The organism is Citrobacter sp. RHB25-C09 (assembly GCF_013836145.1).
Taxonomy (GTDB): Bacteria; Pseudomonadota; Gammaproteobacteria; order Enterobacterales; family Enterobacteriaceae; genus Citrobacter_A.
Genome location: NZ_CP057483.1, coordinates 2,973,928 through 2,988,572 on the forward strand (window position 1 = coordinate 2,973,928; position 14,645 = coordinate 2,988,572).

13 protein-coding genes are annotated in these 14,645 nt (G+C 56.3%); 2 read left to right on the forward strand and 11 right to left on the reverse strand.

The window, feature by feature from the left end; genetic code table 11:
• Positions 1-33: 33 nt before the first annotated feature.
• Complete coding sequence (locus HVY19_RS13965) at positions 34-495, reverse strand: GNAT family N-acetyltransferase (RefSeq protein ID WP_181681163.1); 462 nt, start codon at positions 493-495, stop codon at positions 34-36.
• Positions 496-560: 65 nt separating this feature from the next.
• Here HVY19_RS13965 and rbn point away from each other — a divergent pair, with 65 nt between their 5' ends.
• Together rbn and HVY19_RS13975 are read left to right on the forward strand one after the other, a co-directional pair.
• The gene (rbn, locus tag HVY19_RS13970; RefSeq protein ID WP_181684289.1) at positions 561-1,508 is read left to right on the forward strand and encodes a ribonuclease BN; all 948 of its coding nucleotides are present in this window, start codon (positions 561-563) and stop codon (positions 1,506-1,508) included.
• Between the two features lie 34 nt (positions 1,509-1,542).
• Positions 1,543-2,547, forward strand: coding sequence for a chemotaxis protein (locus HVY19_RS13975; protein WP_181681164.1), 1,005 nt, complete (start codon positions 1,543-1,545; stop codon positions 2,545-2,547).
• 112 nt (positions 2,548-2,659) lie between these two features.
• Here HVY19_RS13975 and nuoN read toward each other — a convergent pair whose 3' ends face one another.
• From nuoN to nuoE, 10 genes are all read right to left on the reverse strand, one after another.
• Positions 2,660-4,117 carry an NADH-quinone oxidoreductase subunit NuoN gene (nuoN, locus tag HVY19_RS13980; protein ID WP_181681165.1) on the reverse strand — a complete coding sequence of 486 codons (1,458 nt, stop codon included), beginning with the start codon at positions 4,115-4,117 and terminating at the stop codon, positions 2,660-2,662.
• A gap of 6 nt (positions 4,118-4,123) precedes the next feature.
• Complete coding sequence (gene nuoM, locus HVY19_RS13985; RefSeq protein ID WP_181681166.1) at positions 4,124-5,653, reverse strand: NADH-quinone oxidoreductase subunit M; 1,530 nt, start codon at positions 5,651-5,653, stop codon at positions 4,124-4,126.
• A 167-nt stretch (positions 5,654-5,820) separates the two neighbouring features.
• The gene (gene nuoL, locus HVY19_RS13990; protein ID WP_181681167.1) at positions 5,821-7,662 is read right to left on the reverse strand and encodes an NADH-quinone oxidoreductase subunit L; all 1,842 of its coding nucleotides are present in this window, start codon (positions 7,660-7,662) and stop codon (positions 5,821-5,823) included.
• On the reverse strand, positions 7,659-7,961 hold the full coding sequence (nuoK, locus tag HVY19_RS13995) for an NADH-quinone oxidoreductase subunit NuoK (protein WP_006683663.1): 303 nt from the start codon (positions 7,959-7,961) through the stop codon (positions 7,659-7,661). Before nuoK ends, nuoL begins: the two co-directional genes overlap by 4 nt.
• A complete protein-coding gene (nuoJ, locus tag HVY19_RS14000) occupies positions 7,958-8,512 on the reverse strand; it encodes an NADH-quinone oxidoreductase subunit J (RefSeq protein ID WP_181681168.1) in 555 nt (184 codons plus the stop codon). Before nuoJ ends, nuoK begins: the two co-directional genes overlap by 4 nt.
• 11 nt (positions 8,513-8,523) lie before the next feature.
• Positions 8,524-9,066 carry an NADH-quinone oxidoreductase subunit NuoI gene (gene nuoI / locus HVY19_RS14005; RefSeq protein ID WP_005129470.1) on the reverse strand — a complete coding sequence of 181 codons (543 nt, stop codon included), beginning with the start codon at positions 9,064-9,066 and terminating at the stop codon, positions 8,524-8,526.
• A gap of 14 nt (positions 9,067-9,080) precedes the next feature.
• The gene (nuoH, locus tag HVY19_RS14010) at positions 9,081-10,058 is read right to left on the reverse strand and encodes an NADH-quinone oxidoreductase subunit NuoH (protein ID WP_181681169.1); all 978 of its coding nucleotides are present in this window, start codon (positions 10,056-10,058) and stop codon (positions 9,081-9,083) included.
• The gene (gene nuoG / locus HVY19_RS14015; protein ID WP_181681170.1) at positions 10,055-12,781 is read right to left on the reverse strand and encodes an NADH-quinone oxidoreductase subunit NuoG; all 2,727 of its coding nucleotides are present in this window, start codon (positions 12,779-12,781) and stop codon (positions 10,055-10,057) included. Before nuoG ends, nuoH begins: the two co-directional genes overlap by 4 nt.
• A gap of 28 nt (positions 12,782-12,809) precedes the next feature.
• Positions 12,810-14,147, reverse strand: coding sequence for an NADH-quinone oxidoreductase subunit NuoF (gene nuoF, locus HVY19_RS14020; RefSeq protein ID WP_181681171.1), 1,338 nt, complete (start codon positions 14,145-14,147; stop codon positions 12,810-12,812).
• A complete protein-coding gene (gene nuoE, locus HVY19_RS14025) occupies positions 14,144-14,644 on the reverse strand; it encodes an NADH-quinone oxidoreductase subunit NuoE (protein WP_181681172.1) in 501 nt (166 codons plus the stop codon). The genes nuoF and nuoE overlap by 4 nt, the downstream gene beginning before the upstream one ends.
• Position 14,645: the final 1 nt, after the last annotated feature.

Genomic DNA, 14,645 nt, shown 5'->3' on the forward strand with positions numbered 1-14,645 from the left:
AACCTGCCCCTAACTATAGACAACGACGCGGGTTTACGCCCGAATCACCTCACGCGCCATACCGATATGCGCAATGCCATCCTCATCATAGACGTCCGTTACCGGTACAAAGCCAAAGCGCCCATAGAAGTCTTGCAGATGCGCCTGCGCCCCCAGATACAGCGCCTTCTCTGGCCAGTGTTGCTGGCAGGAAGCCAATGTCTGCGCCATTAAATTTTGTCCCAGTTTCTCCCCGCGCAGGGCTTCACTGACAATGACCCGCCCGATAACCACCGGCTCAAGTTCTTCATCACTTTTCAGAATCCTCGCATACGCCACCAGCTCATCGTTGTACCAGCCCAGGATATGACGATTTTCGCCGACCAGATCATCGCCATCGATATCCTGATATGGGCAATTCTGTTCGACGACAAACACGGCGCAGCGCAGCTTTAGCAGCGCGTACAGTTGGGGGACGGTTAATTCTGCATGATGCAGATCTTGCCAGGTAATCATCGTGCGCTCCTTTTGCCTAAACGTTTTATACTAGCCAGAATATTTGGCAAAAGTGTAATGAAATGATGGATTTTATTTTTCTGGGTACCTCAGCAGGCGTGCCCACTCGCGCACGAAACGTCACGGCTGTTTTGCTGCACCTTCAGCATCCGACACAGCCGAGTCTGTGGCTATTTGATTGCGGTGAAGGCACTCAGCACCAGATGCTGAGCACCGCTTTCCACCCCGGCAAAATTGAGCGCATTTTTATCAGCCATTTGCATGGCGATCATCTGTTTGGCCTGCCCGGATTGTTGTGCAGTCGCTCAATGGCGGGTAACGCCCACCCCCTGACGATCTACGGACCGAAGGGGATCCGCGAATTCACCGAAACCGCATTGCGTCTGAGCGGCTCATGGACCGACTATCCCCTGGAGATCGTCGAAATCAGTGCCGGTGTGATCCTCGACGACGGGCTACGTAAAGTGACAGCCTATCCGCTGGAACACCCGCTTGAATGCTATGGCTACCGGGTAGAAGAACATGACAAGCCCGGTGCGCTGGACGCAAATGCGCTCAAAGCCGCAGGCGTGCAGCCCGGGCCGTGGTTCCAGGATCTGAAGGCAGGAAAAGTCGTCACGCTTGATGATGGCCGCGTCATTAATGGCGCAGAGTTCCTCGCCCCGGCCACGCCCGGTAAAAAGGTCGCTATTTTTGGCGACACGGCGCCGTGCGCGTCTGCCCGCGAACTGGCCAACGGCGTTGATATGATGATCCACGAAACCACGCTCGATACCGCAATGGAAGAAAAAGCGAACAGCCGGGGACACAGTTCCACTCGTCAGGCTGCGCTGCTAGCGAGAGAAGCGGGTGTCGGCAGGTTAATAATGACTCACGTTAGCTCACGCTATGACGAGGCGGGCTGTCAGCGCCTGCTGGAAGAGTGCCAGGCGATTTTCCCCGCCACTAACCTCGCCAGTGATTTCGCCGTTTTCAGCGTTCAGCGCTCCATTTTTCGTCCGCTGTGCCGATAACTGTTAAAAGCTCAGTATTCTCACAGAGGACAGAATGGACAATTTCCAGAAAGAAATCGATGACAGGGCGAACCTGACCCTGTCCAACCGCTTTGAACTGTTGCTGTTTCGTCTTGGTACTTCCGTCGACGAGCAGAAATCAGAACTGTTTGGCATTAACGTCTTTAAGCTGCGTGAAATTGTCCCGATGCCTTCCTTTACGCGCCCGGCGGGCATGAAGGCGCCGCTGCTTGGAATGGTCAACATCCGTGACCAGGTGATTCCGGTTATCGATCTCCCCGCCGTTGCAGGTTGCAAGCCAGAGAATGGGCTGAATATTCTGCTGATCACCGAATATGCCCGCAGTATCCAGGCCTTCGCCGTCGAGTCGGTCGAAAATATTATGCGTCTCGACTGGAAGCAGGTGCATACCGCTGAGAAAGCGGTAAACGGTCGCTACATCACCAGTATCGCCTGTCTTGATGAGAATAAAGAAACCAATAACCTGGCGATGGTACTCGACGTGGAGCAGATCCTGTATGACATCGTGCCGTCCGATCACGACCTGCGCGCGACAAAACTTCAGACCAGTAAGTTCAACATCCCTGGCGGTTCTGTCGCCATTGTCGCTGAGGATTCCCGCGTTGCCCGCGCCATGCTGGAAAAAGGACTGACGGCGATGGAGATCCCGCATCAGATGCACATTACCGGCAAAGACGCGTGGGATAAAATTCAACAGCTGGCGCAAGAGGCAGAGGCCGAAGGCAAAGCCATCAACGAGAAAATCGCGCTGGTGTTAACCGATCTTGAGATGCCGGAGATGGATGGTTTTACCCTCACCCGCCTGATCAAAACGGACAGCCGCCTGCAAAACATTCCCGTGGTGATCCACTCCTCTCTTTCCGGCAGCGCAAACGAAGATCACGTGCGCAAAGTGAAAGCCGATGGCTACGTGGCGAAGTTTGAAATTAACGAGTTGTCTTCGGTACTGGAAGAGGTGTTGGACCGGGCGGCACGAAACATGAGCGGCCCACTGGTAAGCCGGCAACGCATTGCCTGATAACGGTCTGGATGCCGGATGGCGCTACGCTTATCCGGCCTGATTTCCTGGATTGGCTTGTAGAACAATAAAAAAACCCGCCGAAGCGGGTTTTTTCGTTTCTGCCTGTCGCTTACATCAGCGGTGCGGCTAACTGCACAATGCTAATCAGCGGCTGTGGCCAGATACCCAGCACCAGCACCAGCAGTGCGGAGATCAGTACCACAATACCGCCCGCGCTGTACTGCCAGTTCGACGGCGCATCGCGGTTAAGCTGCTGAGGCGCGCTCAGGTACAGGCTCACGGCCACGCGCAGATAGTAGTACAAACCAATCGCGGAGCCGACCACCACGGCGGCAACCAGCCACCACAGACTCGCCTGCACACCGACCGCCAGCACGTAGAATTTACCGATAAAGCCCAGCGTCATCGGGATACCCGCCAGCGAGAGCATCATCACCGTTAACACGGCCGCGAGGATCGGACGATGCCAGAACAGCCCACGGTAGGAGAACAGAGAATCTGCATCCGGACCGCGGTAAGGGCTGGACATCAGGCTGACCACGCCGAACGCACCGAGGCTGCTGAACAGGTAACCGGCCAGGTAAACACCAACCGCTTCCATCGACATCTCGCCGCTTTGCAGTGCGATAAGCGCCACCAGCAGATAGCCCAGATGGGAGATAGAAGAGTAACCAAGCAGACGTTTGATATTGGTCTGGCTCAGCGCCATCAGGTTACCAAAGATGATGGAGGCAAAGGCAATGATACCCAGCACCACGCGAACTGCTTCGCTGTCGCCCACCGGCGCGTACAGGAACAGACGCATCACCACGCCGAAGATAGCGATTTTGCTCGCCGTCGCCAGGAAGGTGGAAACCGGAGCCGGAGCGCCCTGATAAACGTCTGGTGTCCACAGGTGGAACGGCACCAGAGAAAGCTTAAAGCCGAGACCGACAATCATCATGCCGAAGCCTGCCAGCAGCAGCGGCTCGTTCAGCATGCCGTCGCCGAGGCTCTTACCGAGCGCAACAAACGACAGGTTGCCGGACTGCGCGTACACCAGCGCCATACCGAACAACAGGAAGGACGACGCGGCAGCAGACAGGATGGTGTATTTGATACTGGCTTCCAGCGAACGCTTCTGACGAAACGCATAGCCCACCAGACCAAACAGCGGCAGGGAGATTAGTTCGATACCGAGGAACAGCGCCGCCAGATGATTGGCATTCGCCAGCAGGATACCGCCGAGTGCAGCGATCAGCACCAGCAGGTAGAACTCTTCCCGGTTATCGTCATAGCCTTCCAGCCACGGGTAGGCAAACGTACAGGTCGCCAGGCTCGCCAGCAGGACCAGCCCGGTGTAAAGCATCGCGAAACCGTCAACCCGCATTAGCGGGGTGACGTCCATCGCGCCTGCCTGGCCAACAAACCAGAGCGAAACCAGCGCGGCGTTAAGCCCAATGACCGACAGCGTGGCATTTAGGAAGTGATTGCGTCGCCACGCAATGGAGAGCATCACAACCACCACCGTCAAGCCGACGATCAGCAGCGGTAGCAGCGCAATCAGGTGTTGTGGAGTTATTGTCATGGCGATTTACGGCCTTGTAGTAGTAACGGAATTAACAAACCACTGCTGGATGTTACCCATCGCAGAATGCGAGGTATCCAGAATCGGCTGCGGATAGAAGCCAAGCAGTACCAGAAGCACGACCAGCAACAGGATGATAAACAGCTCACGCAGCGACATCCCTGGCAGTTCCTGATTGGCAATCTGGCTCTTCGCTTTACCGAAGTAAGCGCGGTGCAGCATCGCCAGCGAGTACACGGAGGCAAACACCAGACCAAAGGTCGAAATCACGGTAATCACCGGAACAACCTGGTAGCTGCCGAACAGGATCATAAATTCGCCAACGAAGTTACCGGTGCCCGGCATCCCCAGGGTGGCAACAGCAAAGAACATGGACAGCGCGGGCAGCCATTTCATTTTGCCCCACAGACCGCCCATCATGCGCATATCACGGGTGTGCAGACGTTCGTACAGCTGGCCGCACAGAATGAACAGACCCGCAGCGGAAAGACCGTGCGCAATCATCTGAATCACCGCCCCCTGGTATGCCAGTTGGCTGCCGGTGTAGATGGCAATCAGGACGAAGCCCATGTGGGAAACGGAGGTGTAAGCAATCAGACGCTTGATGTCGTACTGAGTGAAGGCCATCCACGCACCGTAGAAAATACCGATCACGCCCAACCACATGGCGATTGGCGCAAACTCCGCCGATGCGTTCGGGAACAGCGGCAGGGAGAAACGCAGCAGACCGTAAGCTGCCGTTTTCAGCAAAATCCCCGCCAGGTCAACGGAACCTGCGGTTGGTGCCTGAGAGTGCGCGTCTGGCAGCCAGCCGTGCAGCGGAACCACCGGCATTTTCACCGCAAAAGCGATGAAGAAGCCCAGCATCAGCAGATATTCTATGCCGTGGGACATCGGGGTATTCAGCAGGTCTTCATAGTTGAAGGTCCATACGCCGGTCGCATTATGGTGCACAAACACCAGCGCCAGAATGGCAATCAGCATCACCAGACCACTCGCCTGGGTGTAAATGAAGAACTTGGTTGCCGCCGTGATGCGCGTTTTACCGTCGGAAGCCTTATGCCCCCACAGCGCGATCAGGAAGTACATCGGCACCAGCATCATTTCCCAGAAGAAGAAGAACAGGAACATGTCGATGGCAAGGAATACGCCGATCACGCCGCCCAGGATCCACATCAGGTTCAGGTGGAAGAAGCCCTGATATTTTTCAATTTCACGCCAGGAACACAGGACCGCCAGAACGCCGAGCAGACCGGTCAGCACCACCATCAGCAGCGACAAGCCGTCGATAGCAAGATGAATAGAGATGCCAAAGCGCGGGATCCACGGCAGAACAAATTCAGACTGCCACTGCGGAATGCCGGCGGATTGCGTCAGTGAATAGCCGCCCTGCAGCCACAGCTGCAGGCCAAGCGCCAGCGTCAGTCCCATGGTGATCAGCGCGATCCAGCGCGGCACCTTCACGCCAAAGCGTTCGGTCTGCCAGCACAGAAACCCGCCGATAAAGGGGATTAGTATCAACCAGGGTAATAACATGGTGATCTTTATTCCTTGTTAAAGTCCCTAAGGGACCGATTTTCAACGAATTCTACAAAATTCACATTTGAGAGCGGTTTGTTGTGTCGGGTGGCGCTTCGCTTACCCGACCTACGGTCTTGTAGGCCCGGTAAGCGCAGCGCCACCGGGCAAACCGCTAACTCAAATCAACGTAAAACCATCAACAACGCCAGTACCACAACCGCACCGATGCTCATGGATGCTACATACCAGCGCAGATACCCGTTCTCGCTAAACAGCAGGCCTTTACCTGCAAAGCGAGAGAGGATCGCCGGGATGTTCATCATGGCATTCAGCGGATCGCGCTTCAGCAGCCAGGCAACGCCAAGGAACGGCTTCACGAACACTTTGTCGTACAGCCAGTCGAAGCCCCATGCGTTATACCACCAGGTCCCCAGCAGGCGGCCCGGCGCACTGTTGGCAATGGAGGTTACCAGGGTACGTTTGCCAAGCCACAGCCATGCGGCAATCAGGATGCCCGCAATCGCCACGACGCCAGAGGTAATTTCCAGGGTCATTACGCGACCATGCTCAAGTTCTGTTGTCTGCGGCAGTACACCCTGCAACGGCGGCACAATCAGCGCGCCAACGAAGGTGGACAGGATCATCAGGACAATCAGTGGCAGATGGTGGGTAATCCCCTTCCCTGCATGAGCGTGAATTTGTTCTTTACCGTGGAACACGATGAAAATCATACGGAAGGTATACAGGGAGGTCATAAACGCACCGACCAGACCTGCCACCATCAGATTGATATGACCATTCGCCATCGCACCCGCAAGAATCTCATCCTTACTGAAGAAGCCTGCAGTGATGAGAGGCAGTGCAGACAGCGCCGCGCCACCCACCAGGAAGCAGAGATAAACCAGCGGAATAGATTTACGCAGGCCGCCCATCTTGAAGATGTTCTGTTCGTGATGGCACGCCAGGATAACGGAGCCGGACGCCAGGAACAGCAACGCTTTAAAGAAGGCGTGGGTCATCAGGTGGAAAATCGCCGCATCCCACGCCTGGACGCCGAGCGCCAGGAACATGTAACCAATCTGGCTCATGGTGGAGTAAGCGAGAACGCGTTTGATGTCGGTTTGCACCAGTGCGGCAAAACCTGCCATCACCAGCGTCACCGCACCCACAATACCCACCAGATGCAGCACTTCCGGGGTCATCAGGAACAGACCGTGAGTGCGCGCAATCAGATAGACACCGGCGGTAACCATCGTTGCGGCGTGGATCAGCGCGGAGACAGGCGTCGGGCCCGCCATCGCGTCAGCCAGCCACGTTTGCAACGGCAACTGTGCAGATTTACCGACCGCGCCACCCAGCAGCATCAGCGTCGCCCAGGTCAGCATGTTGTTGCCTGCTTCGAAGTGCGCCGGTGCCAGTTCAACCATTTCGCGGAAGTTCAGGGTACCCAGCTCGTTGTAAAGAATGAACAGCGCGAAGGCGAGGAAGACGTCACCCACACGGGTCACGACAAACGCTTTCATCGCCGCTGCGCCATTCTTCGGATCGGTGTAGTAGAAGCCGATCAGCAGGTAAGAGCACAGGCCCACGCCTTCCCAACCGAGGTACATCAACAGCAGGTTATCGGACAGCACCAGAACAACCATGCTGGCGATAAACAGGTTGGTGTAGGCGAAGAAGCGTGAATAGCCCTCTTCACCACGCATGTACCAGGAAGCGAACATGTGGATCAGGAAGCCCACGCCGGTAACCACGGAAAGCATGGTCAACGACAGGCCGTCCAGCACCAGGTTAAAACCGATGTTGAAATCACCGACCGACATCCACGTCCACAGAGGCTGGCTGAATGCCTGCTTACCGTTGGCGAAGAAGTCTACGCCGACAAACGCGGTGACCAGCGCCGCCAGACCGATGGAGCCAACACCCACGGTCGCGGAGAGGTTTTCAGACCAGCGTCCACGGGAGAACGCCAGCAGTACAAAGCCAATCAATGGCAGAATAAAGGTTAAGGCAAGCATGTTCATCCACGCATCTCACTTACTGAATCGATGTTCAGGTTCTGGCGACGGCGATGGAGCTGCAGCAGCAGCGCAAGCCCGATGCTCGCTTCAGCAGCCGCAAGGCTGATGGCAAGAATGTACATCACCTGACCGTCGGTCTGGCCCCAGTAGCTCCCGGCGACCACAAAAGCCAGCGCGGAAGCGTTGATCATGATTTCCAGCCCGATCAGCATAAACAGCAGGTTGCGGCGGATAACCAGACCGGTTAAGCCCAGAACGAATAAGACAGCCGCGAGGATCAGTCCATGTTGTAAGGGGATCATGCGTGCTCCTCCGTTTTTCTTTTCGCGCTGTCGTCTTTACGGTTGCTCAGCACTTCACCAGAACGCTCTTCGCGACCGACGTGGAAAGCGACAACCAGACCGGCCAGCAGCAGCATTGACGCCAGCTCAACCGCCAGTACGTAAGGTCCAAACAGCGTAATACCGACCGCTTTCGCGCTAATCGGCGCGCCGTCGATGCCCTGGTCGTTAACGCCCAAAATGGCGTACACGATCACCACCAGCATGATGGCCGACAGAATTGCCGGACCAATCCACACCTGCGGCTTCAGCCACTGGCGTTCCTGCTCGATTTCGGAACCGCCAAGGTTGAGCATCATCACCACGAACACGAACAGCACCATAATGGCACCTGCGTAGACGATAATTTCCAGCGCAGCGGCGAAGTAAGCGCCCAGCGAGAAGAACACCCCGGAAATCGCCAGCAGCGAAATAATCAGGTACAGCAGCGCGTGTACCGGATTGGTATGGGTGATCACCCGCAAGGTTGCGAGAATGGCTATCAGGCCACAGATATAAAAAGCGAACTCCATTGCCCCTCTCCTTACGGTAACAGGCTCTTGACGTCGATAGGCTTGGCTTCGTTCTCTGCTTCGCCCTTATCTTTGCCGTCGATTGCCATACCTGCCATCCGGTAGAAGTTATATTCCGGATATTTACCCGGACCGGAGATCAGCAGATCCTCTTTCTCGTAAACCAGATCCTGGCGCTTATATTCACCCAGCTCGAAGTCTGGCGTAAGCTGAATCGCAGTGGTCGGACAGGCTTCTTCGCACAGACCACAGAAAATGCAGCGTGAGAAGTTAATGCGGAAAAACTCCGGATACCAGCGGCCATCTTTCGTCTCGGCTTTTTGCAGAGAGATACAGCCTACCGGACACGCTACCGCACACAGGTTACAGGCAACGCAGCGTTCTTCACCGTCCGGGTCGCGAGTCAGTACGATACGACCACGGAAACGGGGCGGTAGATAGACCGGCTCTTCCGGGTACATCTGCGTTTCGCGTTTGGCGAACGCATGCAGGCCGATCATCCAGATACTGCGTACCTGGGTGCCGAAGCCTACTAACAATTCTTTTAAGGTCATGGTCTTTGTGCCCCTTATTGCGCCTGCCAGAGAATGACAGCCGCCGTTACCAGCAAGTTGATGAGCGTCAGCGGCAGGCAAATCTTCCAGCCGAAGGACATTACCTGGTCATAACGCGGACGCGGTAACGACGCACGAATCAAAATGAACATCATCATGAAGAACGCGGTTTTAATCGCGAACCAGATGAATGGCGGTAAGAACGGGCCTTGCCAGCCACCGAAGAACAGGGTAACCATCAGTGCAGAAATGGTGACGATACCGATGTACTCGCCCACAAAGAACAGGCCGAATTTCATACCGGAATATTCAATGTGATAACCATCAGCCAGTTCCTGCTCGGCTTCCGGCTGGTCGAACGGGTGACGGTGACACACCGCCACGCCCGCGATAGCAAAGGTGACAAAACCAAAGAACTGCGGGATCACGTTCCAGATGTCCGCCTGGTTGTTCACAATGTCGGTCATGTTAAATGAACCGGCCTGCGCCACCACGCCCATCAGGGACAGTCCGAGGAACACTTCATAGCTCAGCGTCTGCGCGGAGGCGCGCATTGCACCCAGCAGTGAGTATTTGTTGTTGCTCGACCAACCGGCGAACAGCACCGCATACACCGCCAGACCCGCCATCATCAGGAAAAACAGGATCCCGATGTTAAGGTCTGCAACCACCCAGCCTGGGCTTACAGGTACGATAGCAAAAGCCAGCAGCAGCGAGGTAAACGCGATCATCGGCGCCAGAGTAAAGATGACGCGATCCGAAAATTTCGGGATCCAGTCTTCTTTAAAGAACATCTTGATCATGTCCGCGACCAGCTGGAGCGAGCCGCCCCAGCCAACGCGGTTTGGTCCGTAACGGTTCTGGAACAGACCCAGCAGGCGACGTTCGCCAAAGCTCATGAATGCCCCGCAGGTCACAACGACCAGCAGGATCACGACCGCTTTGAGAATGGTCAGCAGGATATCGATCAGATCCGGTGTAATCCAACTCATTGTTGTGCCTCCTGCAGATCCTCAAGACGCGCACCCGCCAGTACCGGTGCAATGCCCGGCATACCCATTGGCAAGCCAACCTGCCCTGCCGTTAAGCCTTCAGCGATTTCAACCGGTAGCGTGACCGTGTTGCCATCGTAGCTAAAGGAGACGCGGGTACCGGCATTCACGCCCAACTTCGCGGCATCGGCCGGGTTGAGTTTGATGTACGGTTGCGGCATACGGCTCTGGAAGACCGGCGCACGCTGGGACAGCTCATCGCTACCAAACAGATGGTAGTACGGCGCAATACGCCACTGACCGTCCTGCGCCTGGAAGCTCGCCGGTACGGCCGTGAAGTAGTCCAGACCGCCTTCTGAGGCTTCAATCAAACGCACGCCCGGATCGCCATGACGCAGTTTACCGCCCACTTCATCCTGGAACTTGTTCCACGCCTGTGGGGAGTTCCAGCCTGGCGCCCAGGCAAACGGAATCTGTGAACGCGGCGCAGACGGCTGGTTGTTCCCTTCCATCGAGAAGGCGAACATCGTGTCTTTATCCTGCGGCTGACGTGGCTCATGCACGCTGATATTAGCGCGCATTGCGGTACGACCGCTGTAACGGTGCGGCTCACGCGCCAGCTTCTGTCCACGAATGCGAAAGGAAGCATCCGGCGCAGCATCTTTAATGCCTGCCAGCTCCGGCATCGCGGCAATCGCGGCGTCGATCACGTGGTCGAGCTGCGTCCAGTCCACTTCGCGGTTCTGCACGGTGCTGTGCAGCGAATGCAGCCAGCGCCAGCTTTCCAGCATGATGATGCTGCTGTCGTAATAAGCCGGGTCGTAAACCTGGAAGAAACGCTGTGCGCGGCCTTCGTTGTTGATGACCGTACCGTCGCTTTCAGCGAAGCTTGCGGCAGAAAGCACCAGATGGGCGTTTTCCATGATGGCAGTACGCTGATGGTCAACCACCATTACCAGCGGCGCTTTCGCCAGCGCGGCATTTACACGCGTTGCGGAAGCATGACGATGCAGATCATTTTCCAGCACGACAACCGCGTCGGCGCGTCCGGTTTCCAGTTCAGTCAGCGCGTCGTCGAGCGAACCACCGCCCATAATGCCCAGCCCCATGCTGTTCACGGAACGTGCAATCATGGTAATACCAACGTCAGTACCACGGCCTTTCAGCGCTTTGGCGACGTTAGCCGCTGCCTGAATGATCTCAGCACTGCCGGCGTTAGTCCCGGAGATAATCAGCGGTTTTTTCGCCCCGGCCAGCGCCTGGACGATCACATCGATTTTGTTTTGCAGATCGCTGCTGATACCGTCAACCGCCGGTGCGTTGTTATCCAGCGCATGGGCAATAGCGAAACCTAAGCGCGCCTGATCTTCAACCGGTGCACGGTAAGTCCATGCGGCGATATCATCCAGACGGGTGTCATCAACGTTAGTGACAAACAGCGGATGCTTGGCGCGCTGGCCGATGTTAAGAATTGCGGCAATCTGCCAGTCAGCCACTTTCTGAGCCGCCGCCATTTCGCGCGCTTTGCCTTTCACCGCCTGACGCACTGCCAGCGCAACGCGGGCGCCGGTCTGGGTCACATCTTCACCGAGAACCAATACCGCATCGTAAGATTCAATATCACGCAGCGCAGGCGTATGAACACCGCCTTCCCGCAGCACTTTCAGCGCCAGTTCCAGACGTTCCTGTTCGCCTTTGGCGATACCGGTGTAAAAGTTTTCTGCCCCGACCAGTTCACGCAGCGCAAAGTTGCTTTCCACGCTGGCGCGCGGAGAACCGATACCGATGACTTTCTTCGACTGACGCAGAATGTCTGCTGCGCCCTGCATCGCCTGTTCTGCGTTGAGGGTGATCAGGTCATCGCCACGGCGCTGAACGGGCTGACGCGGACGGTCTTTCAGGTTCACGTAACCATAGCCAAAACGACCACGGTCGCAGAGGAAGTAGTGGTTAACGGTGCCGTTATAACGGTTTTCGATACGACGCAGTTCGCCATAGCGCTCACCCGGACTGGTGTTACAGCCAATGGAGCACTGCTGGCAGATGCTTGGCGCAAACTGCATGTCCCATTTACGGTTGTAGCGTTCGGAGTGCGTTTTATCGGTGAATACACCGGTCGGGCAAATCTCGACCAGGTTACCGGAGAACTCGCTCTCAAGCGTACCGTCTTCCGGGCGACCGAAGTAGACGTTGTCATGCGCGCCATAGACGCCCAGATCCTGACCGTCAGCGTAGTCTTTGTAGTAGCGCACGCAGCGGTAACAGGCGATGCAGCGGTTCATTTCATGAGAGATGAACGGCCCCAGATCCTGGTTGCGGTGGGTACGCTTGGTGAAACGATAGCGACGGAAGCTGTGGCCGGTCATCACGGTCATATCCTGAAGGTGGCAGTTACCGCCCTCTTCACAGACCGGACAGTCGTGCGGGTGGTTGGTCATTAACCACTCCACCACGCTTTCACGGAACTGTTTCGCTTCTTCGTCATCGATAGAAATAAAGGTGCCTTCGGTGGCCGGTGTCATACAAGACATCACCAGGCGACCACGCGTATCTTCCGCGTTCTGGTACTGCTTCACCGCACACTGGCGGCAAGCACCGACGCTGCCCAGCGCCGGGTGCCAGCAAAAGTACGGAATATCAAGGCCGAGCGACAGACATGCTTCAAGCAGGTTGTCTGCGCCATTGACCTCGTATTCTTTGCCGTCTACATGAATCGTAGCCATTAGCATGCTTCCAAATTAGAAATTTAACTCACCAGCGCTCTTTCAGCAGGTTCGGCTGAATACCACCAATTCCGTGGGTATTGCTGAACGGCTGCTTGATGCCAGCTTCGAATTCTTCGCGGAAATATTTAATTGCGCTCTGCAGCGGCTCTACCGCACCCGGTGCGTGTGCACAGAAGGTTTTACCCGGACCGAGGAAGCGACACAGTTGCTCAAGCGTCTCGATATCCCCAGGCTGGCCTTCGCCACGCTCCAGCGCGCGCAGAATTTTTACGCTCCACGGTAGCCCGTCACGGCACGGCGTACACCAGCCGCAGGACTCGCGGGCAAAGAACTCTTCCAGGTTACGCACCAGCGGCACCATACCAATCTCATGGTCTACCGCCATTGCCAGCGCAGTACCCAGACGGCTGCCTGCTTTGCCAATGCTTTCGAATTCCATTGGCAGGTCAAGGTGCGCTTCGGTCAGGAAGTCGGTACCCGCGCCGCCTGGCTGCCAGGCTTTGAACTTCAGGCCATCACGCATGCCGCCCGCATAATCTTCAAGAATTTCACGCGCCGTGGTGCCGAATGGCAGTTCCCACAGTCCCGGATTCTTCACGCGACCGGAGAAGCCCATCAGCTTGGTGCCCGCGTCTTTACTCTTCGAAATGTTCTGGTACCACTCCACGCCGTTAGCGAGGATAGCCGGGACGTTACACAGCGTTTCAACGTTGTTGACGCAGGTCGGTTTGCCCCATGCGCCCGAAGTCGCCGGGAACGGCGGCTTGGAACGTGGGTTAGCACGACGACCTTCGAGGGAGTTAATCAGCGCGGTTTCTTCACCGCAGATATAGCGCCCTGCCCCAGTGTGGACAAACAGTTCGAAGTCAAAACCGGTGCCCATGATGTTTTTGCCAAGCAGACCGGCTTCGGTTGCTTCAGCAATGGCGCGGCGCAGATTCACCGCCGCTTCAATGTATTCACCACGCAGGAAGATGTAGCCACGGTACGCTTTCAGCGCAAACGCGGAGATCAGCATGCCTTCCACCAGCAGGTGCGGCAGCTGTTCCATCAGCAGACGGTCTTTATACGTACCCGGCTCCATTTCATCGGCGTTACACAACAGGTAACGGATGTTCATGGATTCGTCTTTCGGCATCAGGCTCCACTTCAGGCCGGTAGAAAAGCCAGCGCCGCCGCGTCCTTTCAGCCCAGAGTCTTTAACCTGATTAACGATCTCATCCGGAGAAAGACCGGTCAGCGCTTTACGCGCGCCTTCATAGCCGTTTTTGCTACGGTATTCGTCCAGCCATACCGGCTGTTCGTCATCGCGCAGACGCCAGGTCAGCGGATGGGTTTCGGGAGTACGGATAATGTTTTTCATTTATACCGCTCCAGCAGTTCAGGAATGCCTTCCGGGGTCAGATGCGCGTGAGTGTCCTCATCGATCATCATGTTAGGCCCTTTATCGCAGTTCCCCAGGCAGCAGGTCGGCAGCAGCGTAAAGCGACCGTCAAAGGTCGTCTGCCCCGGCTTGATGTTAAGCTTTTTCTCGAGCGCAGCCTGGATGCCCTGATAGCCATTGATATGGCATACCACGCTGTCGCAATAGCGGATCACGTGGCGACCGACTGGCTGGCGGAAGATCTGGCTGTAAAACGTCGCAACACCTTCGACATCGCTGGCCGGGATCCCCAGCACATCGGCGATCGCATGGATCGCGCCATCCGGCACCCAGCCACGCTGTTTCTGAACGATCTTCAGCGCTTCAATGGACGCCGCACGCGGGTCTTCGTAGTGGTGCATCTCGTGCTCAATGGCTTCACGCTCTGCCGCACTCAGCTCAAAAGCCTCGGTTTGTGGTTGTTGATTCTCGTGCATA